Origin of the sequence: Pseudomonas sp. D3-27, assembly GCF_051132165.1 — a bacterium.
Classification (GTDB): domain Bacteria; phylum Pseudomonadota; class Gammaproteobacteria; order Pseudomonadales; family Pseudomonadaceae; genus Aquipseudomonas.
This window is the reverse complement of sequence record NZ_CP071667.1, coordinates 3,093,464-3,116,996: the sequence shown is the minus strand read 5'-3', so window position 1 is coordinate 3,116,996 and position 23,533 is coordinate 3,093,464. Positions and strand designations below refer to the sequence as shown.

Sequence of the window (23,533 nt, the reverse complement as noted above, 5' to 3'; positions counted from 1 at the left end):
GGTGAATTTGCAATAAAACCGTGAGAAAGCGCTGGTAGCCTGAAGCACTGGACGTCACGGAGGATTCGCTCATGCGCCATTTCCATCGCCTTGATCCGGCCACGCTGGTCCAGGCTGTCGCCGTGTTGGCCAGCGTGGCGGGGCTTGTCACCTGGGGCTTCTTGCTCAACGATTCGGCGCCCGTGCAAGCCCAGGCCAATAGCGAACCCTTGCCGCCCTTGGCAGCCACTGGCCAAGCCGCGGCGCAATGGTTCGCCAGTTCCCCGCACAACCTGGAGATCAAGCTCAGCGGCCTACTGGCCGGACCCCATGGCGCGGTGGCGATTCTCAGCATCGAGGACTCGCCGCCGCGGGCTTTTCGTGCGGGTGAGCCATTGGGCGAAGGCGTGCGCCTGAGAGGAATCGAGGCTGATGCCGTGGTCATCGAGCGGGCCGGCGTTGAGTCTCGCCTGTCGATGGCTCGTTTGCCGGTGCCGGTGGCGCTGCCGTCGTTGCGCTGATTCATGGCGGGGTGACAGGGCGGCTGAGCAGCGTTTCCAGGCGCGCCAGCGGCGGTCCGTCATGTTCACGTTCATGCACCAGCACTTTCACTCTCAGCAGGTCGCCACTGCGGGTTACCTGCTGCTCGCAGCTGAGTTTCAAGCGTCCTTGATCACAGCGTTGCATGGCGCTGCCCTTATCTGTGGTCCCGCGCAGACGCACTTCTGCCAGGCTGTTCTGGGCCGCCAACAGCGCCATCGAGCGATCCCGCAACAGCGCGTTGCTCTGGCTCATCTGTGCACTGGCGCGAACGGCCGCTGACATCGCCACCGCCACGATCAGCAGCGCCACCAATACTTCGATCAGGGTAAAGCCGCGTTGCCGGGGTACCTGTCGGGTCATGGCAATGAGCATCGTCGGGGAAATGTGCTTCAGCCTAATGGCCGCGTTTGACGGATTGCTGACCAAAGCTCCTGAGGATTTTTTATACCAGTGACATATGCCGCTGGAACAATCCGCAGCGAATGGAAACCTCAACCAGCGCCAGAATGCGGCGCCAGCCAAGGAGTGTCGAGATGGGTGTCGCATCGTCTGGCCGTCCCACACATGGCCCTCGCCGGCAGCGAGGTTTTACCCTGATCGAGATCATGGTCGTGGTGGTCATTCTCGGCATTCTTGCCGCCATGGTCGTGCCGAAGGTGCTTGACCGCCCGGACCAGGCCAGGGCCACGGCGGCCCGCCAGGATGTTGCGGGCCTGATGCAGGCACTCAAGCTGTTCCGTCTCGACCAGGGTCGCTACCCGACCATGAATGAAGGGCTCAAGGCCCTGGCGGAAAAACCCGCCAACGCCACCAGCGGCAATTGGCGCGCGTATCTGGAACGGCTGCCCAAGGACCCTTGGGGCCGCGCCTACAACTACCTCAACCCGGGCACCAACGGTGAGGTCGATGTGTTTTCCCTCGGCGCCGATGGGCAGCCCGACGGCGAAGGTGTCAACGCTGATATCGGCTCCTGGCAGCTCTAGTCGTGAATCGCTCAGCCCAGCGTGGCATGGCGGTGATCAGCGCCTTGCTGGTGGCGACCGTGGTCGCGGTGATCGCCGCCGGCATGATCGCCCGACAGGTCCAGGTGACTCGCGGCGTGGAAAGCGAAAGCCAGCGGGTGCGGGGCGCCTGGCTGTCCAATGGCGTATTGGAATGGACCCGCCAGGCGCTCTGGCAGCAACGCCTGCGCGAGCCCATGACGCGTTTGGACCAGGCGTGGGCGCAGCCCTTGCGTGGGGTGCGCCTGGGCACTGAAAGCGGGGTGTTCGACGGCCATATCAGCGATGAGCAAAGCAAGTTCAACCTGCGCAACCTGATCCTCGACGGCCAACTCGACACACTGGAAGTCGCCGTATTCGAACGCCTGTGCGCCGAGCTGGGCGTGCCCGTGGCCCAGGGCAACCGTATCGTCCAACGCGTGGTAGAGGCCTACCCCAAGCGCCTGCGTCCACCGCCGCCAGTCTCCAGCGCGGCACCCGGGTTCGATAGCGGTCGCCTGACATCGCCGGACGCCGAAAGCCAGCCGCTGCCCGCCACCCGGCCGATGTTGCGCGGTCTCGATGACCTGGCCGGCCTGCCCGGGATCGACCTCGCTGCCCTTGAGCGCCTGCGCCCCTATGTCACGGTGCTGCCGGCGCTCACTTGGGTGAACGGCAATACCACCACGGCCCAGGTCTTGGCCGCACGAGTGCCCGGTATGAGCGTGGCCCAGGCACAGGCGGTGATTGCCGAGCGTGACCGTGGCCAGTGGTTCATCAACAGCGGGGATTTCCTCAACCGCTTGCGCGTGCCGCAGATGAGCACCGAGCAGCTGCGCCTGGGCATTACCAGCGAGTGGTTTCTATTGCGGGGACGGGCCACGGTCGAACAACGCCGCTTCGGTGTCGAAGCGTTGTTTTATCGCAGCGAGCAGCGCAGGCCCCAGGTGGTCTGGTCGCGGGTGGGCGCATGAGCACCTTGCTGCGCATAGCGCTGGCGCCGTTGGCACAGTTGACCGCCGACAGCCCGTTGGACTTCGCCTGGCTCGATCGCAAGGGTGCGCTGGTCGAGCAGGGGCGGCGACCCCTGCGGGAGCTGAGCGGCGCGGCCCAAGGCAAAGCCCTGGAACTCTGCTTGCATCCTCAAGACACGTTGCTCGCCTGCGTCGAGTTGCCGCCACTGCCACCGGCGCGCCTTGGCGATGCCGTGCGCTGTGCGGCAGACAACCTCCTGCTGGGCAGCGACGATACCTTGCACCTGGTGCACGGGCCTCGTGATGCGGGCGGCCAGGTTCAACTGGCCTGGTTCGAGCGCGCGGCGCTGTCGGGTCTTTCGCAACTGTTGCAGGGGCTCAGGTTGCAACCGCGTGGCGTGTACGCGGCGCCTTGTTTTCTGCCGCTGGCTGAGCCGGGCACGTGCACGGCGGCAAGCGTGGAAGGTCATTTGCTGGTCCGTGAGGATCGCCAACGCGCATGGGTGCATCCGATGATGCAAGAAGGCGCCGAACAGTTGCGCGAAAGGACGGTGCGTTGGATCGGCGAAGGTGCGCAATCCGTCGATCCATGGCCGGACGAGCAACGCTGGATCGGTCCCGTCCCGGCGTGGAACTTACTGAGCGGGATCGAACAAAGCGTCCGGGGCAATCAGCGCTGGGGCCGCGCGGTCGGCTGTTGCGCGATGGCGGCGTTGATCTGGACCCTGGGCCTCCACCTGTACGCGATGCGGTTGGCCGGCGAGGGCCAGGCAATCAAGGGGCAGATGAGCAGCCGGGTCCAGCAGGCTTTTCCTGAACTGCCGGTAATTCTCAATCCCTTGCAGCAGGCTCGCCAGCAACGCGATGCCCGGCGCAATGGCGCGTTGGCCGAGGGTCCGGTCAGCTTCGCTGCCCTGGTGCAGCAGGCGGCTGGGCAGTTGCCGTTCATGGCGGGCGCGGTCGACAAACTCGACTTCGATGGCAGCGAATTGCACCTGACCCCCCGCACGCCTGCCCGCAAGCCACCCGCCGATAGCAACTGGCAAACCAGCCTGGCGCAAGCGGGCATCGTGGCCGATCTCGCCAATGGGCGATGGACGCTGAAGCGTTTGCCAGCGCACGCCGCGGCAGCGCCCGTTGCGGGAGGCGCGGATGAATAGCCTTGCCCGTTACCGCGCCCGCTGGCAGGCGCAGCGAGCCAGCGCTCAGCAGTTCTGGCAACGTAGCAGCGCCCGGGATAAACGCACCCTGCGGATCGCCGCGCTGGTGTTGCCCGTGGTGGTGCTGTGGTACGGCCTGATCCAGCCGCCACTGCAACGCATCGACCATTGGCAAGCCGAACTGCCGCGCCTGCGTTCCCAGGCGGCAGCCCTGGAGGGGGTGATGGCCGAGGTTCAGGACGCTGGCGTGGTGCCCGGCGCGATCACGCCACAGCTTGTGAAAGCGCGTTTGGATGGCGTCGGCCTGGCCGGCGCCTACGACCTGGAGCACCGCGTCGAGGCCGGCGCCGTGACCTGGCGGCTGACCGTCGACGACGCGCCCGCCGATGCCTTGTTGAACTGGTTACTGGACGACGCACCCAGGCTCGGCCTGCAGGTGCGCGACGCTCATTTGCAACGGGCAACCTCGCAAGGCACTGAGACGGCCGCGCGGATTTCCGGGGTCGTTGGCATGGAACAGGCGCCCGGCGCTAAGGAATCCTCATGAAGCGGTTTGGTACGTATGCGTCAACAATTCCCTTGGCGCTGTTGCTCAGTGCCTGTAGTCAATTGGGCAGCGAGCAGGCGCAGCCCATTCCCGCTCAAAGTGAGCTGGGCCAGCCGCTGGCACAGACCGGCAGTGGTGACGCGTTGGTGGAGCGCCAGCGCGTGCAGACACAGGCAGAGCAGCGACGCCAGGTCACGCGCAAGGCCTCGTCGCGCTCAAGTCTTCGCTCGCCCGCCGACATTGCCGGCCCGACCGGCAACGGACTGGGCAACCAACCGGTGCAGCTGAATTTCGTCGAGGCGGATATACCCGCGGTGGTGCGTGCGCTGTCACGCGCCACCGGTCGCCAGTTCCTGGTGGACCCACGTGTCAAAGGCCAACTGACGCTGGTGTCCGAAGGCGAAGTGCCGGCCCGCACGGCCTATGACATGCTGCTCGCGGCCCTGCGCATGCAGGGCTTTGCTGTGGTCGAAGTGGAAGGCGTCAGCCAGGTGGTCCCGGAAGCCGACGCCAAGTTGTTGGGCGGGCCGGTGGGGGACGCCGATCGCGCGGCGGGCAACGGCATGATCACCCGGACCTTTCGCTTGCAATACGAAAACGCAGTCAACCTGATTCCGGCACTGCGGCCCATCGTATCGGCCAACAACCCCATCAATGCTTATCCCGGCAATAACACGGTGGTGGTCACCGACTATGCGGAAAACCTCAATCGGGTGGCGCAGATCATCGCCAACATCGATATACCCGGCGCCATCGACACCGACGTAGTCCCCGTGCAGAACGGCATTGCCGTCGACATTGCGACGATGGTGTCCGAGTTGCTCGACGTGCAGGGCGCCGACGCGACGCAAAAGGTGTCGGTGATCGGCGACCCTCGATCCAACAGCATCATCCTGCGCACCGGCAGCCCCGAACGCACCGAGCTGGCCAGGCAACTGATCTACAAGCTCGACAATGCCCAGAACAACCCGAGCAATCTCCACGTGGTGTACCTGCGCAACGCCCAGGCCAACAAGCTGGCGCAAGCCCTGCGCGGCTTGCTCACGGGTGAAGGGGAAATGGCCGGTGCGTCCACCGACAGCGCACGGAACCTGTTGAACGGCGGCGGCCTGGGTGGCCCGGCGGGCAGTAGTACGACCAGCAACGGCAGCCATTCGTCGAGTACTACCGGCAGCAGTTCGCAAACCAACAATGGGCAGAATGCAGGCTTGCAAATGTCGAGCGGCCAGGGCAGCCATCAGGCAGGCGAAGGCGCAGTGGCGTTTTCCGCCAACGGCGTCACCGTGCAGGCAGATACCACCACCAACACGTTGCTGATTTCCGCGCCCGACCCGCTGTATCGAAACCTGCGTGAAGTCATCGATCTGCTCGACCAGCGCCGCGCCCAGGTGGTGATCGAAAGCCTGATCGTCGAGGTCAGCGAAGACGATGCGAGTGCGTTCGGCATTCAGTGGCAAGCCGGCAACCTGGCGGGCAACGGCTGGATCGGTGGCGCCAACCTGGGCGGTGCCGGCATCAATACCTCGGCCAAGAACAGCATTGATGCGTTGCCCGGTGGCTTGAGCATTGGCAAGGTCTCGGGCACGGTGAATATTCCCGGCATCGGCCAGGTGCTGGATCTGAAAGTGTTGGCCCGCGCCCTGAAAAGCAAGGGCGGAACCAATGTGTTGTCCACGCCCAACCTGCTGACGCTGGACAACGAAGCGGCGAGCATTTTCGTGGGCCAGACCATCCCCTTCGTCACCGGCAACTACGTGACCAACGGCGGCGGCAACAGCAACAACCCGTTCCAGACAATCGAGCGGGAGGAAGTGGGGCTGCGCCTGAATGTACGCCCGCAGATTTCCGAGGGTGGCACGGTCAAACTGGACATCTACCAGGAAGTCAGCAGCGTGGACCCGCGCGCCTCCAGCGACGCCGGCACGGTGACCAACAAGCGCGCCATCGACACCAGCATCCTGCTCGACGACGGACAGATCATGGTGTTGGGCGGCCTGCTGCAAGACGGTTTTACCGAAAGCAGCGACGCGATTCCGGGGCTGGGCAGCATCCCGGGCATTGGCGCGCTGTTTCGCAGCGACAGTCGTTCGCGGACCAAGACCAACCTGATGGTCTTCCTGCGTCCCTACATCATTCGCGACAGTAACGTCGGCCGCAGCATTACCCTCAATCGCTACGATTTTATTCGTCGTGCCCAAGGCAATCTGCAGCCAGCGCACAAATGGCCGCTCACGGATATGCAGGCGCCGCAGTTGCCGCCGGCCGCCCAGGCGATGCCGCTCAATCCGCCGCCACGCCAGCCGATACCGCTCAATCAGCCACCCCGAGCGATGCGCGCCGTGCCGCTGGAACCGGACAAGCAGCCATGAGCCCCTCTCTGCAAACCGGTGCGGGCGCGTTGCCCTATGCATGGGCCAAGGCCCAGCGGCTCCTCCTCAAGGCAGGTGAGGAGGGCAACGTGTTGCTGGTCAGTGCCGCGACGCCGGGCTGGGCCATCAACGAGGTACGCCGGCGTTATGGCCCCACTGCGTTGCAACGGATACGCGACGAAGAGCTCGAAGCGCTGTTGACCAGCGCTTATGCCGACACCGGCAGCGCCGCGGCGATCGTCGGCGCGGCGGAAAACGAAGTCGACCTTGATCGCCTGATGCAGGACATCCCGGAAGTCACCGACTTGCTGGACAGTGAGGGTGGCGCGCCGGTCATCCGCATGATCAACGCATTGCTGACCCAGGCCGCGCGGGATGAGGCCAGCGATATTCATATCGAACCGTTTGAAAGCCATTCCGTGGTGCGTTATCGCGTCGACGGAGCCCTGCGCGATGTGGTCGCGCCGCGCAAGGCCCTGCACGCGGCGCTGGTGTCGCGGATCAAGATCATGGCGCAGTTGGACATCGCCGAAAAGCGCTTGCCCCAGGACGGCCGCATCGCCCTGCGTGTTGCCGGACGGCCCATTGATGTGCGGGTGTCCACCGTGCCCACCGGCCACGGCGAGCGGGTGGTGATGCGCCTGCTGGACAAACAGGCCGGGCGCCTGCAATTGGAAACCCTGGGCATGGCGCCCGCGGTGCTGAGCCAACTGGATCAATTGATCCGCCAACCCCACGGCATCGTGCTGGTCACCGGCCCCACCGGCAGCGGCAAGACCACCACGCTTTATGCCGCCTTGGCCCGTCTGGATGCCAGCACCAGCAATATCCTCACCGTTGAGGACCCTGTGGAATATGACCTGCCGGGCATCAGCCAGATCCAGGTCAATACCCGGATCGACATGAGCTTCGGCCTGGCCTTGCGCGCGATCCTGCGCCAGGATCCGGACGTCATCATGATCGGTGAAATCCGCGACCAGGAGACTGCGCAGATCGCGGTCCAGGCTTCGCTGACCGGACACCTGGTGCTGGCGACCCTGCATACCAACGACGCGGTGTCGGCGGTGACGCGGCTGACCGACATCGGGGTCGAGCCGTTCCTGTTGGCGTCGTCATTGCTCGGCGTCCTGGCGCAACGCCTGGTGCGTCGCCTGTGTCCGGAGTGCAAGCAACCTGACGAAGCCGCGCCGGGCCAATGGCGTCCCCATGGCTGCCCGCGCTGCAACCACACCGGTTACAGCGGCCGTACTGGCATCCACGAACTCTTCGTGGTGGACGACGAGGTGCGGCGGTTGATCCATCAGGGTGAAGGCGAGCAGGCGTTGCGCACCTGTGCGCGACAGGCCGGCATGTTAAGCATGCGCGAGGACGGCGAACGGTGGGTGAGCAGTGGCTCCACCGCCCGCGAGGAAATCCTGCGCGTGACCCGAGACGCTTGATGAACCGCTACCGTTTCGAGGCCGCCGATGCCTCGGGGAAAATCGAGCAAGGCGTGCTGGAGGCCGACAACCAGCGCGGTGCGATGGCTGAACTGCGTGGCCGTGGGCTGACGCCGTTGCGCATCGACGAGCAGTTGCAAGTCGGCAGCTCGGGTGCCTCGGGCCTGTTCAGCCCGAAATTGTCGGACAGCGACCTGGCCTGGGCTACCCGTCAATTGGCGAGCCTGTTGGGCGCCAGTCTGCCCCTGGAAGCGGCCCTGTCGGCCACCGTCGACCAGGCCGAGAAACGCCACATCGCCGACACCCTCGGCGCGGTGCGCGGCGATGTGCGCAACGGCATGCGCCTGGCCGATGCGCTGGCCGCGCGACCACGGGATTTTCCCGAGATCTACCGGGCGATGATCGCAGCGGGGGAGGAGTCTGGCGATCTCGCCCAGGTGATGGAGCGCCTGGCCGACTACATCGAAGAGCGCAACAACCTGCGGGGCAAGATCCTCACGGCCTTCATCTACCCAGCGGTGGTGGGCGTGGTGTCCATCGTCATCGTCATTTTCCTGCTGGGTTTCGTGGTGCCGCAGGTGGTCAGCGCGTTTTCCCAGGCGCGCCAGGACCTGCCAACCCTGACCCGAGTGATGCTGCAGGCCAGCGATTTCCTGCGCGCCTGGGGCTGGGCCTGTTTCGCCGGGCTGGCCGGTTGCTGGTGGGGATGGCGCCGCTATTTGCGTAACGCCGAGGCACGCCTGGCCTGGCATAGCCGGGTGTTGCGGCTTCCGCTGATCGGCCGCTTCGTGCTCGGGGTGAACACGGCGCGTTTCGCCTCGACCTTGGCGATTCTCGGCAGCGCCGGCGTGCCGCTGTTGCGCGCCCTGGACGCCGCTGGGCAGACGCTGGCCAACGATCGCCTGGCTCATTGCGTTGCTGATGCGACGCTGCGGGTACGCGAAGGCGTGGGCCTGGCCAATGCGCTGCGAGTCGGCAAGGTGTTCCCGCCGATCCTGATCCACCTGATCGCCAGTGGCGAAAAAACCGGTAATTTGCCGCCCATGCTCGAACGCGCCGCGCAAACCCTGTCCCGCGACATCGAACGGCGGGCCATGGGCATGACGGCGCTCCTGGAGCCGCTGATGATTGTGATCATGGGAGGCGTCGTGCTGACCATCGTCATGGCTGTGTTGCTGCCGATCATCGAGATCAATCAGCTGGTGCAATGATCCCAACCATCCCACACCAGAGCGCCACTCGGGTTCATCGGTCCGACATGTACGGCGCGCCAAGCTACGGCGCACGGGGCAGGGCATACAATGGGAATTTCGCTCATGCTGCGAAAGCTGGGCGAAATGTCAGTAAGGTGTCGGTAACTCCCGAGAATATTCAGGAAAAACAACACCGAACACCCGAGATTTTTTCCTTTCTCTGTCACCGGAAGTTGAGAGCTTCTACGCCGTGGCCACCCCTTTAAAAGAGCGCTGGAAACCTGCTCGGGGCAGCGGTCGCGATGAGAAGCACAAGCGAACTACCAACGTCCAGACACGATGAAAGGAGATTCTTCATGTTCAAGCGCAACGTTCTTGCTGTTTCCATGGCCGTCGCCGGCCTTTGCTCCGCCCAGGCCATGGCCGCTGTCGTCGGTGGCGGTGCCACTCTGCCGCAGAACCTGTACGGCGTGCCTCCAACCGGTGGCGTCGCTGCTCCCGTCGGCATCCTCAACGGCCCTGCGCCACAACCGGCCTTCGCCAACTACGTGGGTGTGGGCAGCGGCGGCGGCAAGACTGCTTTCCTGACCAACAACTCGGACGTGCTGGTCTGGAACCTCGACGGCAACTCGGCAACTGCCCTGGAAAAGGTCTACGTTCCGGCCGTGACCGTTGACTACGCCGGCAGCGATTCGATCCTGTCCAGCGCTGAACTGACCACCTATCGCGCCGCTCACCAGTCGCCAGCCGTGCCGACCGGCAACGCCGCCAACTGGGGTCCGATCATTCAGATCCCTGCCGAAGCCACTTCGGTCACCGTTCCATACAAACTCACGTTGGCCAACGGCACCGCCGTCAACAACCTGAACCTGACCAGCGCCCAGCTGTGCGACATTTTCTCTGGCACTGTCACCACCTGGAACCAGGTCAACAGCACCTACCCCAGCACCCCAATCAAGGTCTACTACCGTGCTGGCAGCAGCGGCACCAGTGAGATCTTCACCCGTCACCTGAACAGCCAGTGCCCGACCAAGTTCACCACCAACGGCACCTTCACCACGGCTGTCGGCACCGTTCCGGCGAACTCCACTGCCGTGACCGGCAGCACCGCGATGGCCAGCACCGTGCTTTCCACCGAAGGCGCCATCGGCTACGTCGGTCCGGAAGACGTCAACGCCAGCAGCAACGCCGTGGTCGCTCGCGTCAACGGCAACCTGCCCACCGTCGGCAACGTGACGACCGCCCTGAGCACCATCGCTCCGCCAGCCGCTGCTGATCGTGGCCTGCCGGAAAACTGGGCCAAGGTCCTGCCTAACCCGGCGACGGGCTACAGCATCGTTGGCTACACCTTCCTGGTGTTCAACCAGTGCTACAAAGACAGCACCGATACCGCGGCTGTACGTGACTTCATCGGTCGCCACTACACCCTGTCCGATGCCAACAACAACGACGATGAAATCATCGCCGCCAAGCTGATCCCGATCACCGACACCTGGAAAACTGCCATTCGCAGCACCTTCTGGACCGCCAGCAACTCGCTGTCGGTGGGTAACGCCACCGCCTGCAACGGCATTGGTCGTCCGCAATAAGCCCTGATCAGGGTTCGCTCCATGAACCGGCAACAGCTTCGCGCTGTTGCCGGTTTTTCGTTTCAGGCAACCGCCCGGCAGATGAACATTGCGTGACAAAAGTTCGGTCGCGACGGCTTCAACCTGCCTTGGAATTAGTCATTTGTGCGCCTCGTCCCAGAGGTCGCTATCGAATTCGCCCTGCGTAAAAAGGATCCGTAGTGATGCGTTGCCGCCCCCAGAAAGCCACTCGCCGTAATGCTGATTCCGCCGCTGTGCCGTGCCTCAAGCCCTTGGCCCAAGCCATCGCCTTGCTGTTGCTAGCCAACCCCGCCTACGCAGCGACCAGTTTCAGTTCGGCCTGGTTCGCGGCCAAGGGCGCGGCTCCGGCGGCGGGCCCGGCCAGCCCCAGCGCGCCTCGCCCTGGAACGCCTCCACCGCTGGCGCAGCAGCAACGGGTGCAGCAGCAGTTGGGCCGTTCGCTGGCGAACATGAACAGCACGGTGGCGGCCATTGCGGCCAGCCAAGCTGCCCAGGCGGCAGGACGTGCGGCTACCTTTGGCGCACCGCAAACCATCCATAACGGTTTGGGTGGCAATGGCCTGAACGCGGTGATTGGTCCGGACGGCAAGCCGCTGTTCGTCAACGCCAATGGCCCGGTACAGACCGATGCCAATGGCAAGGTCGTGGTGACCGTCAAGCAGACCGCCGACAAGGCCATCCTCAACTGGGACACGTTCAATATCGGCCGTGACACCACCCTGGCGTTTCAACAGGACGCCAGTTGGGCGGCGTTGAACAAGGTCAACAACAGCACCGCGCCGAGCCAGATCCACGGCCAGATCAAGGCCGACGGCACGGTGATGATTCTCAACAGCAACGGCGTGGTGTTCAGCGGCAGCAGCCAGGTCAACGTGCGTAACCTGGTGGCGGCCGCCACGGATTTCAGCGACGAACAGTTCAAGACCGGTGGCCTCTACAACGCCAACGCGGCGAGCTTTACCAACGCCCAGGGCGGGATCCGAGTGGAGAAGGGCGCGCAGATTTCCACGGCCGCCCCGAGCAAATCGACCGCCGGTGGCGGCTATGTGTTGTTGCTGGGCAAAAACGTCGACAACGCAGGCACCATCAGTACCCCGCGTGGACAGACCGTGCTGGCGGCGGGCGGCAGCTTCACCATCAAGAAGGGCTTCGCCAGCGATGGTAACTCGACGTCGACCACGCGCGGCAATGAAGTCATCGCCCACCAGGATGGCGGCACGGGCGCCGGCCGGGTGAGCAACACAGGATTATTGATGGCGGCCAGCGGTGATGTGACGCTGACCGGCAATCAAGTGCGGCAGAACGGCGTAGCCGTGGCCAGCACTTCGGCGGACACCCGTGGCACGCTGCACCTCACGGCGCGAGGCAGCGATGCCAGCGTGGCCCTGGGCGAGGGCAGCACCACGGCGATTCTAGTGGATGCCAGCGCGAAGGCCCTGGACAGCCAACGCGACAGTGCCTTGAAACCGATCGTCAGCCAGGACGGCAAAGTCATTCCAGCGGACACCTATCGCCGCGACCTGTCCCTGGTGCAGATCGACAGCGCCGGCAGCGTCGATTTCCAGAAGGGATCGATCACCCTCGCCACGGGCGGTCAGGTGGCGGTGAACGCCGGCACCCGCAGCCTGGTGCGCGACGGTGCGGTGATCGACGTCTCCGGCGCCACCGGCGTCAAGGTGGCGATGGAAGCCAACAGCATCAAGGTCAACATCCAGGGAAACGAGCAGCGCGATGCCGCCGGCAACCGGGATGAAGGTGCGTTGAACAACAATGATGTTTGGGTGGATGCCCGAGAGTTGGTATTCGTACCCGCCGGCACCAACGGCTACGCCACTGATCGCTGGTACACCGCCGGTGGTCTGCTGGAAGTCAGCGGCTACCTCGGTACTCAGGGCCACAGCGCCGCCGAATGGATGGCCCAGGGCGGCACCGTGAGTTTTACCGGTAATGATGTGGTGACCCAGGCCGGCTCGCAGGTCAATCTGTCCGGCGGCACGCTGGATGTGCAGAGCGGCACCGTCAAGCAGACCTGGCTCAAGGGCGCCGATGGCCGCTTGTATGAACTCAACAGTGCGCCTGGGGACATGCTCTACACCGGGATCTACAAGGGATACGAAGACCACACCCAGCGCTGGGGACAAACGAAGTATTACTACAATCCCTTGATTGCTCCACGTTCGCGCCAGGAGACCGGCTACACGGTCGGCCGCGACGCCGGCACCCTGGTGATCGGGACTAAAAACGCGGTGCTCGAAGGCACGCTCGCCAGCGATACCTTCCAGGGTGACCGTCAGACCCGCGCCGCCCAGGCCGGCCTGGATGGCTACCAGCAATCGCAGAAAGCGGTGGCCCGTGGCGGGCAGTTGGTGGTCGGCTCGTACGTGCCGTTCTACGTGAAGGAAAGCGGCACTGTGGAATATGCCCTTGGCGCCACGGCCAATACCTTGAAGAACGTGATCTTCGGCCAAGACGCGGCGGGCGTTGCCGGTAGCGTCGGTCTGGACGGTGCCTTGCCGACGGATCGCCAGGGCACGTTGTACCTGGACAGCAACCAGCTCAACGGCTTCAAGCTCGGTGCCGTCAAGGTCGCTGCGAGCGAAGGCATCACAGTCAACGGTGCGTTGCAGGTGGCTCCGGCCGGTTCCATCAGCCTGTTTGGCCCGAAGGTGGCCGTGAATGCCAATCTTACTGCCCACGCTGGTGCCATTCAGGTAGGCAGGGATTTCGTCCAGGTCGACGGCACGATGCCAGTTGCCGGCGCGTCCTCGGTCAGGGTGGCTGACCGGGTGCGTCTGGATGCCAGCGGGCTGTGGAGCAATCTACAACTGGACCCTGGCGATATCAGCGCCTTGCCTTACCAGAACGGCGGCAGCATCGCCCTGAAAGCCGGCGGCGCCATCGTGCTGGGTGCCGGCAGCGTGCTGGACGTTTCTTCCGGAGCGGCACTGCTCAACTCAGGCAAGTTCCAGGGCGGCAAGGGCGGCGATGTCACCTTGAGCACTCTCACGGGCGAATTGAGCCTGGGCGGCGAATTGCGGGGCCAGGGTGTAAAGGGCGGCGGCACCCTTCAAATGCAGGCCGGTAAAGTGCTGATCAGTGACACCGCGACGTCGGCGGCGGAAGGTACCTTGCTGCTCCATGGCGACTTCTTCAAAAAAGGCTTTTCCGCCTACGACATCATCGGCAACGACGGCCTTGAGGTTGCCGAGGGCACCCGGGTCGATGTCACCATGCCGGTTTATCGCCAAGGTGCTGGCGCGCCTGGGGTCGCCACCGGTGGTGCATCGGGCAGCGCGCTGGAAACCTGGACGCCGCCGCTGTACCTCGAAGACGCCAGCAAGGGCGTGCTGACCCAGCGCCAGGGTGCCAGCCTGTCCTTGCAAGCCGGCAGCCAGCAAACCGGCGCGGCGAATGTCGCCACGGCTGACCTGCTGGTGGGCAAGTCGGCGGTGTTGAATGTCGACCCCGGACAAGCGATCCGCTTGACGGGCATTGGCCAAATCACCGTGGACGGCACCTTGAATGCCTGGGGCGGCTCGATCACTGTCGGCTCCGCGCCTGGGCCGCAAGCGGCGGTCATACCGCCCGGTGACAACTTCAAGTCGATCTGGATCGGCGAGAACGCGGTCCTGGACGTAGCCGCTCGCGCCGCCACCGCCACGGGTACCAGGGGGACCCAATACGGGTTCGTGCGTAACGGCGGAAGTATCGTCATCGGTGGTGAAATCGACCATGCGACGGGCGACGGCGGCGGTATCGGAAAATTCATCGTGGTGCGCGAAGGCGCGTTGCTCGATGCTTCGGGTGCCCAGGCGGTGCTGGATGACGCGGGGCAACGCCGAGTGGTTGCCAGCCACGGCGGCGACATCAGTTTTGGCTCGACCAGTGGGCTTTACCTGGACGGTCAGTTCAAGGCTGCCGCCGGCGGTGCCGGAGCGGCGGGCGGGAGCTTGTCGGTCGGGCTCGGGGCGACGGTTTATTTGAACAGCTCGGATTTGCCGGACAACCAGCGCAAGACTCGCGAACTGATTATCGAGCAGCACCATTCCGCGACGGGTATCACGGCCGGGAGCGCGCCAGAGCAGGGCGCCTCCCTGCTGGAGCACGGCTATGCACGGCTTGCGGTGGATCAGGTCGAGGCCGGCGGCTTTGATACGTTGTCCCTTTTCAGTACCGGTCTGCTGACCTTCGATGGCAATGTCAACCTGACGATGGCCAATGCGCTTCAGCTCTACGCGGGTGCGTACGGCATGGCGGAGACAGCGGCGGCGGACTCGGTGGTCAAACTGCGCGGTAACTATGTGCGCTTGGCCGGCGCGCAAGATAATACGACCGCCGGGGCTGACAACAGCAGCACCGGCATAGGGCTGGCGCCTTCGGCACGACCTGCCGCAGGGCAGTTGTTGGTGTCAGCGACCGGGTTGCTTGAGGTTCGCGACGCGGTGAGGATCGGTGGCAGCGGAACGCTGACGATGGCCCAGGGCGAAGTTCGAAACGTCGATCGTCGTGGTTTTGCGGATTTGCAATTGAACAGCCAGGGTGACATTCGGATGGCGAGCAGCCAGGCCGATCATAAAATGTTACTTCGAACGCCCGGCGTCCTGGGCCTCACCGCCGCGCAGATCTATCCCGGCACCGGCGTGCAAGGGACGCTGACCGCCAAGCGCATGGACATAGGCCGCAACGGCTCGGCGATTCCCTCGGTGCCTTATTCCGCGTTCGGCGAGTTGCGGCTTGAAGCGGATGTCATCAACCAGGGCGGCATTCTGCGAGCGCCATTGGGCAACCTGATCATCGGCCAGACGGCGCTGGAAACGGAGGGGCGACCTGGCAGTGACGTGAACCTGCTGTCAGGCAGCCTGACCTCCGTCAGCGGCGCGGGGCTCGTCATGCCCTATGGCGGAACAGCGGATGGCAAGTCCTACGTGTTCGATGGCGTGACGCTCGACAAGAGCCTGCTGCGGCCCGCCCTCAATGGCGTGCCGGGAAAGATAGATCTGGTGGGCGAGACCATCGACGTCGCGGCGGGAGCCGTGGTGGACGTGTCCGGTGGGGGTGAATTGACCGGCGCCGGGTTCATCTCGGGGCGTGGCGGCTCCACTGACGCGCGCTTCAACCCCTTGGTGCAGTTCGGTTCGGACGGTTTCCTGTTACCGGCACTGAGCAGCAACCCGGTCTACGCCATCGTTCCTGGCGTACAGACCGGCTATGCGCCCGTGGGCGGTGAAGCCGGCGCCGTCGCCCCCTTGGCCGGCCAACAGATTACCCTCGGTGCCGGCGTCCCCGGCTTGCCGGCCGGCACCTATACCTTGCTGCCCTCGACCTACGCGCTGCTGCCGGGTGCGTTTCGCATCGAGGTCAACGGCCTGGCCGGGCAGGGCGGGGTGGTGCCGACCCAGGCCATGCGTAACGGCTCCTGGGCAACGGCCGGTACCCTCGGCATTGCCGGCACCGGCGTACGCGACAGTCTGGCGAGCCAGGTGATCGTCACCGCGGCCGATACGCTGCGCCGCTATTCGCAGTACAACGAGACCAGCTTCAGTCAGTTCGCCCTGGCGGACGCGGCGCGCCTGGGCGTGCCCGCCGTCCTGCTGCCCCGGGATGCCAAGGCGTTCAACGTCACGTTCGAGCGCAACCAGAGTGACCAACCGAGCTTCAGTTTTGCCGGCAAACTGCTGAGCAAAGCAGCCAAAGAGGGTCGCGGCAGCACCACCTCACTCACGTTGGTCAGGGCCGGGGACCTGGAAATCATCAAGGCTGGACAGGTAGCCAACGCCGGATTGAACGGTGTAACCCTGACCGACGATGCGGTGAATGCCATCGGCGCCAGCAGCCTGTTCATCGGCGGTTATGCCTTGGCCCGCTATGGCCAGGGCGGTAACTTCCTTGAGTTCGGAGATGGTAATGGCTCCGTCGCCAGGACCCAAAATATCACCTTGCGCAGCGGCGCGACCTTGCGGGCACCTGAAGTGTTCCTGGTGACGTCCAGCCCGAATGGCGGCATCACCGTGGAGCAGGGCGCGTCGATCAATACGCTGGGCATGGGCGCCGTGGCCCGTGACTCGCGTGATGGCTATCTCTACAACCCCGGCCGCAACAGCGTGCTCGCCGTCTCCAATGGCTACGTGAACATGCTGGCGCCTGCGGCGCCCAACCCGATGACGCCGGACAGCGCACCTGGCATTATCCGCATCGGTGTATGCGATGGTGTTTGCAGCGGTACAACCCGTTTGTACTCCGAAGGCACCATCGCTTCGGCCACGGACAATCGCTTCGAGCTGACGGATGCCGTACGCTTCGGTACCCGTAACCTGACCCTGGCGGTTGGCGGCATCAACGTTGGCAGCGCCGAGACCCTGGCCGACCTGGCGTCACGCAATCTGTTGCCCAGCGGGCTGACACTCAACCAGCAGGTGCTCGACCGCCTGTTGCAGGGCGATACCAGCGCTGGCGCGCCGGCGCTCGAAACCCTGGTGCTGGGCGCGCGCGATTCACTGAATTTCTATGGCAACGCCAGCCTCGATACCTTTGACGCGGTGACCGGCAAGTCGCGGCTCAAGGAATTGGTGCTTGGCACTCCAGCGATCTATGGCAAAGGCAATGCCAATGAAACGGCGCTGATTCGCACCGGTAACCTGATCTGGAATGGGGTGCAAAACGAGGCTGGCAGCATCGTGGCCGGCGGCGCGGGCACCGGCACGGGCAACCTGCAGATCGATGCCCAACGCATCGAGTTTGGTTATGCCCCAGCCACCGAGTCCAAGGCGGCCAAGGCCTATGACCGGCTTGCACTGGGATTTGCCAACGTCAATCTCAACGCCAGCGAACGCATCACCGCCAACCATAAGGGTGGCCTGCTGGTTTACCAGCGTCAGGGTGAATACATCACAGGCAAGGGCTTCCAGTACAGCGGCGGCAACCTGAACATCCTCACGCCGTTGATGACCGGCGAGGCCGGGTCGGTCAACCGGATCACCGCAGGCGGCAATATCCGTGTCAGCGCTCCGTCGGGCAGTCGCTTGCCGGTGGCCAGCGCCGATAGCTTGGGCGCCGAGCTGGCGTTGAACGGCAAGAACGTGCGGGTCGAAGGCAACGTGGTACTGCCCAGCGGCAAGCTGACCCTCAGCGCCGAGGATGAATTGACCCTCACCGATGCCGCGCGCCTCGACCTGGCCGGACGCAAAATCACCTTCAACGATGTCAGCAAGTACAGCTGGGGTGGTGACCTGATCCTCGAAAGCCGCAACGGCAATATCCGCCAGGCCGCCGGCTCGGTGATCGATCTCTCCGCCGTGAACAACCAGGCCGGGACCCTCAAGGCCACCGCATTGGCGGCGGCCGCTGGCAAGGTCGACCTGGCGGGCAGCGTGCTGGGCAGCAGCAGCGGCTACTACGATGCGGGCGGCACCGCCGTGCCCTACAAGGCCGGGAGCTTGGACATCCGTGCCCAGCGCCTGGGCGATGGTAGCCTGAGCGATGACTTCGCCGCCCTCAACCAACGCCTGAACCAGGGCCAGGTCTTCGGCGGCCGCAGCTTCCAGCTCAAGCAGGGTGACCTGGTGATCGGCGATGGGCTCAAGGCCGGCGTGATCAGCGTGTCGGTGGACGGCGGCAAGCTGACGGTCAACGGCACCGTGGACGCCAGTGGCGAGCGCGTGGGGTCCATTCGCCTGGCCGGCAAGCAAGGCTTGACCGTGGGCGGCAACGCGGTGCTCGACGCCCACGGCCGCGTGCTGCGGGTGGACAGTTACGGCCAGATCATCGATTCGCCGAACCGCGCCATGGTTGAGCTCAGTTCCGGAGATGGCCTGCTGACGCTGGCCGGTGGCGCGCGCATCGATTTGCGCCATGGCACCGCCACCACGGTCGGCCACGACGGCAAGGCCCGTGGCACCCTGGAGCTGAATGCGCCACGCCTGGGCGGGGCCACGGCCGGCGACATCGCCATCGATGCCAGCGGCAACCTGAACATCCAGGGCGCCAAGCTGATCGCGCTCAATGGCGTGCAACGCTACGACGATGCCGCCGACGGCACCGACCCGGCGGCCAGTGGCCGGCCGTACCAAGTCATCAATCAGGACTACCTCAACGGTATCCATGACGACAACCGCGACTTTATCGACAATGCCTTGAACAACAATGCCTTACGCGATGGCAAGCTGGCGGGCCTCAACAATGCCGCCTATCGCAACGCTTTCCACCTGCGCCCCGGCGTCGAAATCGTCAGTGCCACCGCCGACGGTGACCTGGTGGTGCAGGGCGACCTGGACCTCTCCGGTTACCGCTACGCCAGCCTCAACCCGCTTACACCAAAGACGGGCGTATACGGCTCCGGCGAAGTCGGCAGCCTGGTGCTGCGTGCCGGGGGCGACCTGACCGTGCTTGGCAGCATCAACGATGGTTTCGCGCCGCCGCCGGAAACCCCGGATGACGATGGCTGGGTGCTGACGCCCGGCAAGGTGATGTTCAACGGTGATTTGATCGTGCCGCGAGCGGGCATTGAATTGCAGGACGGCACGACGTTCCTGTCCGGCGTCATCCTCAACTACGACCTGCCACTGCAAGCCATTACCCTGGCCGCGGGAACCCGCCTGCCCGTGGACGGCGAGTTGGCCGAGGCGATTTCACTGCCTGCCGGCACGGTATTGGCGGCCAATATCCGTTACAGCGACGGCCGTATGGCGTATGCCGCCGGTACGCGCCTGACCGCCGACCTGACCGTGGCGCAAGGGATGATCCTCGGGAGTGGTTCAGTGTTGATCGGCGATACCGCCTTGACCGGTTTGGTCTGGCCAAAAGGCGTGGCTTTGCCCAGCCGTCCGGCAAGTTCGGTGACAGTTCATAGCCCAAGCACCGTGGTTCAGGCGGGCGCGTTGCTGTTGCCCTTGGGCGCGCTGATACCCGCAGGCACCGACGTGAAGCTGGCCGCGGGCGTGGACAAGATCAATCTGCGCGGCGGCGATGGCAAGGGCCGTAACTGGGCGATAGCCCCGATGTTGGCCGAGGGCTCGCAGTCCTGGTCGTTGCGTGCCGTGGCGGGCGCCGATTTGCAGGCCGCTGATACCCGCCTGGCCAATCCTTATGCCGAGCATGGACGCTTCACGGTGGCCGACACTCACTATGGAATGCTGGCTAAGGCGGGTGGCTTGGTGTTGACCGATCAAGCCTCGCTCGACTATTACGGTGACTTGAGCTACTCCGGGCGGCCTGTCGCCGAGTTGGCTGACCTCTACGGCATAAGCGTCGACGAGTTCTGCGGGCAGGGGGCAGGGCTCTGTGTCGCTGCGGGGCGGACGTTGACCGAGCAAGCCTCGCTCGACTATTTCGGTGACCTGACCTATGCCGGTCGGCCCGTGGCGGAGTTGGCGGACCTGTACGGTATGTCGGAGGACGAATTCTGTGCCCAGGCGCCGGGGTTATGCGTCGGTGGGAGCGTTTACACCTACGTGGTGGGCACCAGCAGCTTCAGTGTGCTTCGTACCGGTACCGGCGATCTGGACCTGGTCAGCGCAGGTGATTTCGGCATGCAATCGCTGTTTGGCATTTATACCGCGGGCACGTCGTCCTTGAGCCTGGCCGACTCGGCGGCGTACAACCTTGCGCGAGGCGTCTCGCTGAATAACGCCGGCCTGCCGACTGACTCGATCCTGGGGAACGGTGACAGCCCTTATGAACGCTTGGTGGATGGCGGCGCAGACAGCCGATATCGCGCATGGTATCCAGACCATGGCGGTAACCTGCTGCTGTCGGTGGGCGGCGATTTGGCCGGTGACATAGTCGGCAGAAAACAAAGTACTCTCGTGACCGAAGATGCACCGCAGATGGAGAGCTCGGGGGTTGGGAATTGGTTGTGGCGCCAAGGCGATGGTGACGGTACGCCTACGGCCTGGTGGATCAATTTCGGCACCTATGTGCCCCATGGCACCGATCCGGTACTGAACGGTTTCACCGGTATCGGTACCTTGGGCGGCGGCAACGTGGATGTGCGAGTCGCGGGAGATGCGGGCATGTTGGCGCCCCGTGGGGAGCGAGGCGAGCAGGGCGCCAGTCGCAGTCAGGGGATAGTCCTGGCGGTCGGCTCGACCGGGCGCATGGTGGACGGTCAATTGAAGTTCACGGGTGGCGGTGACCTGTCGCTGGCAATCGGCGGCGCGCTCAACCCTTCACTGGAGGCTAGGGCGTTTCTCGACTTAGCCGGCCAGCCGGTTGATTCGCGCCATGACATGAATGGCAGCCTGACGAACTTGCGGGGTTCGCTGAGGGCCAGTGCCGGTTCGTTCGGCGGCATGGAATTGATCAACGGTCCGGACAAGGTTTCGCAGGACCCCCGAGAGATCCGTGCCTACAACCCATACGATGCAACGATGGCCAGCGCGACCGGTGGACTGTTGCTGGTACCCGGCGATGCCACCGCCAGTCTGGATGCCCGTGGCGATCTCGTGCTTGGCGCCGCAGTGGACCCGGGCCGTGCGCCGACACGAGCCGCCCAGTCGGTGGACCTGGGCGGCGGGACCAGAGGCCCCGGATATTCCTGGTTCAGCCTGTGGACTGACCATACGTCTATCGATCTGTTTGCCGCTGGAGGGAACCTTACGCCTTCGACCCAAGGCGCAGAGCTTTCAACTGGCGTCAATATCGCCACGCCTCGTGGCGGTATGGACTATTCACCGACCGACGGGCGTTTCGTCTATCCGTCGATTTTGCGGGTAGCCGCGCCCTCAGGCAGCCTGTATTACGGGCCCTCATCACGTGGGGTAGGGGGCTTTGTGACCCCCTATTCCTTGATCCTGGCGCCTGGAAACCAGGCGCAGCTGGAGTTTCTCGCTGGGGATTCGATTTATGCGGGAGGCTACGCAATATCACCCACCCGTGCTCCGGAAAGCAGCCTGACGACCCCAGACAATCCTGCGTTCTATTACAGGGACGAGTCGGGCCGGCTGTATGGCGATCTGGAAGGGGCGAGTGTGAACCTCTCGCTACCCAGCAGTATCGGAATGGGCTTGTTCGCGTTTGGCGGTACCGGTGCAGACGGAGATTACCGAGGGGGCGATCAGCCAGTGCGCTTTTATGCGGTCAAGGGCGATATCGTGGGTTTGCGCACGGGCGAAATGATTGCCTTCAGTTCCGGCCCAAGAGCTGGCGAGACGTGGTACGAGGCCGCCAGCCCCGCATGGATCATGGCGGGGCGGGATATCGTCAACAGTGGTGACATCGCGGGCACTTTACTGACGCAGTTCGAAACCCGGCCCACCAGCACCGGCAACCTGTTCGTCCACGATGACCCCACGGACATCTCCATTGTCTCCGCCGGCCGCGACATCCTCTACAGCACCTTCAACGTTGCCGGCCCCGGTACGCTGGAAATCAGCGCCGGGCGCAATATCCTGATGGAAGACCAGGCCGCCGTGACCAGCCTCGGTCCGGTGAAAGCCGGTGACAATCGCCCCGGCGCAAGCATCGTGATGCAAGCCGGTGTAGGCGCCGCCGGGCCGGATTACCTGGGCTTCGTGCGGCAATACCTGGACCCGGCCAACCTGGCGGACGCCGGTGCCGGCCTGGCCCAACAGCCGGGCAAGGTGGCGAAGACTTATGAGGTCGAGCTGGCGGCGTGGCTGGCATTGCGGTACGGCTTCGACGGCGATACCGAGCAGGCACAGGCCTACTTCGCGGCATTGCCGTCCGAACAACAGCGGGTGTTTGCCCGCCAGGTGTATTTCGCCGAACTACGTGCCGGTGGCCGCGAGTACAACGATGCCAGCAGCCCGCGTTCCGGCAGCTACCTGCGCGGTCGCAACGCCATCGCCGCGTTGTTCCCCACCCACGACGTGGCCGGCAATGCCTTGGCTTACCAGGGCGACATCACGATGTTCGGCGGCGCCGGGGTGCACACCAACTTCGGCGGCGATATCCAGCTGCTGACGCCCGGCGGGCAGCAGGTGTTTGGTATCGAAGGCGAGGCCCCGCCGTCCAGTGCCGGGGTCATCACCCAAGGCACCGGTGACATCCAGTTGTTCAGCAACGGCAGCGTGTTGCTGGGACAAAGCCGGATCATGACCACCTTCGGCGGCGACATTCTCGCCTGGTCGGCGACCGGGGATATCAACGCCGGTCGCGGCTCGAAAACCACCCTGGTGTACACGCCGCCCAAGCGCGTCTACGACGACTGGGGCAACGTCACCCTGTCGCCGTCGGTGCCGAGCACTGGCGCCGGCATTGCCACCCTCAACCCCATCGCCGAGGTCGCGCCGGGCGACATCGACCTGCTCGCGCCGCTCGGCACCATCGACGCGGGAGAGGCGGGCATCCGGGTCTCGGGTAACATCAACATTGCCGCGTTGCATGTAGTGAACGCCGCCAACATCCAGGTGCAAGGCAAGTCCAACGGCGTGCCGGTCAGCGCGGTGGTCAACACTGGCGCACTGACCAACGCCAGCTCCGCCGCAGCGTCCGCGAGCGATGCCGCGGAAGGCGTCGCGCGCGAGCAACAAGCCGCGTCGCGCAACCGTATGCCATCGGTGTTCAGCGTGCAGGTCCTGGGCTTCGGCAACGAACGTCTGGCGCCGTCCCAGGAAGGCGCCAGCCGGGCACCGGACCCTGAACCGAACAACAGCGTGCGGGTATTGGGCGCCGGACGGTTGGACGACCAGGCGCGTAATCAGTTGACCCCGGAGGAACAGCGCAACCTGACGCTCTAAGAAACATCAAAAAAACCCCGGGCGACAGGCAACTGTCGCCCTTT

General features: G+C 64.5%; 11 protein-coding genes. 10 read left to right on the top strand and 1 reads right to left on the bottom strand.

Features of this window, described 5'->3' with window-relative positions:
- Positions 1-71 precede the first annotated feature (71 nt).
- A complete protein-coding gene (locus J3P92_RS14125; protein WP_420763748.1) occupies positions 72-500 on the top strand; it encodes a type II secretion system protein N in 429 nt (142 codons plus the stop codon).
- A gap of 1 nt (position 501) precedes the next feature.
- Here J3P92_RS14125 and gspI read toward each other — a convergent pair whose 3' ends face one another.
- The gene (gspI, locus tag J3P92_RS14120; RefSeq protein WP_420763749.1) at positions 502-882 is read right to left on the bottom strand and encodes a type II secretion system minor pseudopilin GspI; all 381 of its coding nucleotides are present in this window, start codon (positions 880-882) and stop codon (positions 502-504) included.
- Between the two features lie 173 nt (positions 883-1,055).
- On the opposite strand from gspI, the gene gspG reads away from it, so the two are divergent.
- The 9 genes from gspG (at position 1,056) to J3P92_RS14075 (ending at position 23,489) form a co-directional block, all read left to right on the top strand.
- Positions 1,056-1,505: a type II secretion system major pseudopilin GspG gene (gene gspG / locus J3P92_RS14115; RefSeq protein ID WP_420763750.1), complete on the top strand. Its 450-nt coding sequence runs from the start codon at positions 1,056-1,058 to the stop codon at positions 1,503-1,505.
- On the top strand, positions 1,493-2,476 hold the full coding sequence (gene gspK, locus J3P92_RS14110; protein WP_434611588.1) for a type II secretion system minor pseudopilin GspK: 984 nt from the start codon (positions 1,493-1,495) through the stop codon (positions 2,474-2,476). Before gspG ends, gspK begins: the two co-directional genes overlap by 13 nt.
- Positions 2,473-3,636, top strand: a complete 1,164-nt coding sequence (gspL, locus tag J3P92_RS14105; protein ID WP_434647694.1) for a type II secretion system protein GspL — start codon at positions 2,473-2,475, stop codon at positions 3,634-3,636. The genes gspK and gspL overlap by 4 nt, the downstream gene beginning before the upstream one ends.
- A complete protein-coding gene (gene gspM / locus J3P92_RS14100) occupies positions 3,629-4,183 on the top strand; it encodes a type II secretion system protein GspM (RefSeq protein WP_434647691.1) in 555 nt (184 codons plus the stop codon). The genes gspL and gspM overlap by 8 nt, the downstream gene beginning before the upstream one ends.
- Entirely contained in the window at positions 4,180-6,552 is a 2,373-nt protein-coding gene (gene gspD / locus J3P92_RS14095; protein ID WP_434647688.1) for a type II secretion system secretin GspD, read from the top strand. The genes gspM and gspD overlap by 4 nt, the downstream gene beginning before the upstream one ends.
- The gene (gene gspE, locus J3P92_RS14090) at positions 6,549-7,991 is read left to right on the top strand and encodes a type II secretion system ATPase GspE (RefSeq protein ID WP_434647685.1); all 1,443 of its coding nucleotides are present in this window, start codon (positions 6,549-6,551) and stop codon (positions 7,989-7,991) included. The genes gspD and gspE overlap by 4 nt, the downstream gene beginning before the upstream one ends.
- Positions 7,991-9,202, top strand: coding sequence for a type II secretion system inner membrane protein GspF (gspF, locus tag J3P92_RS14085; protein WP_434647682.1), 1,212 nt, complete (start codon positions 7,991-7,993; stop codon positions 9,200-9,202). The genes gspE and gspF overlap by 1 nt, the downstream gene beginning before the upstream one ends.
- 338 nt (positions 9,203-9,540) lie before the next feature.
- Positions 9,541-10,773, top strand: a complete 1,233-nt coding sequence (locus J3P92_RS14080; RefSeq protein ID WP_420763755.1) for a substrate-binding domain-containing protein — start codon at positions 9,541-9,543, stop codon at positions 10,771-10,773.
- A gap of 203 nt (positions 10,774-10,976) precedes the next feature.
- Positions 10,977-23,489 (top strand): filamentous haemagglutinin family protein, encoded by a 12,513-nt coding sequence (locus tag J3P92_RS14075; RefSeq protein WP_434647679.1) that lies wholly within the window; start codon positions 10,977-10,979, stop codon positions 23,487-23,489.
- The last annotated feature ends 44 nt before the right edge of the window (positions 23,490-23,533 follow it).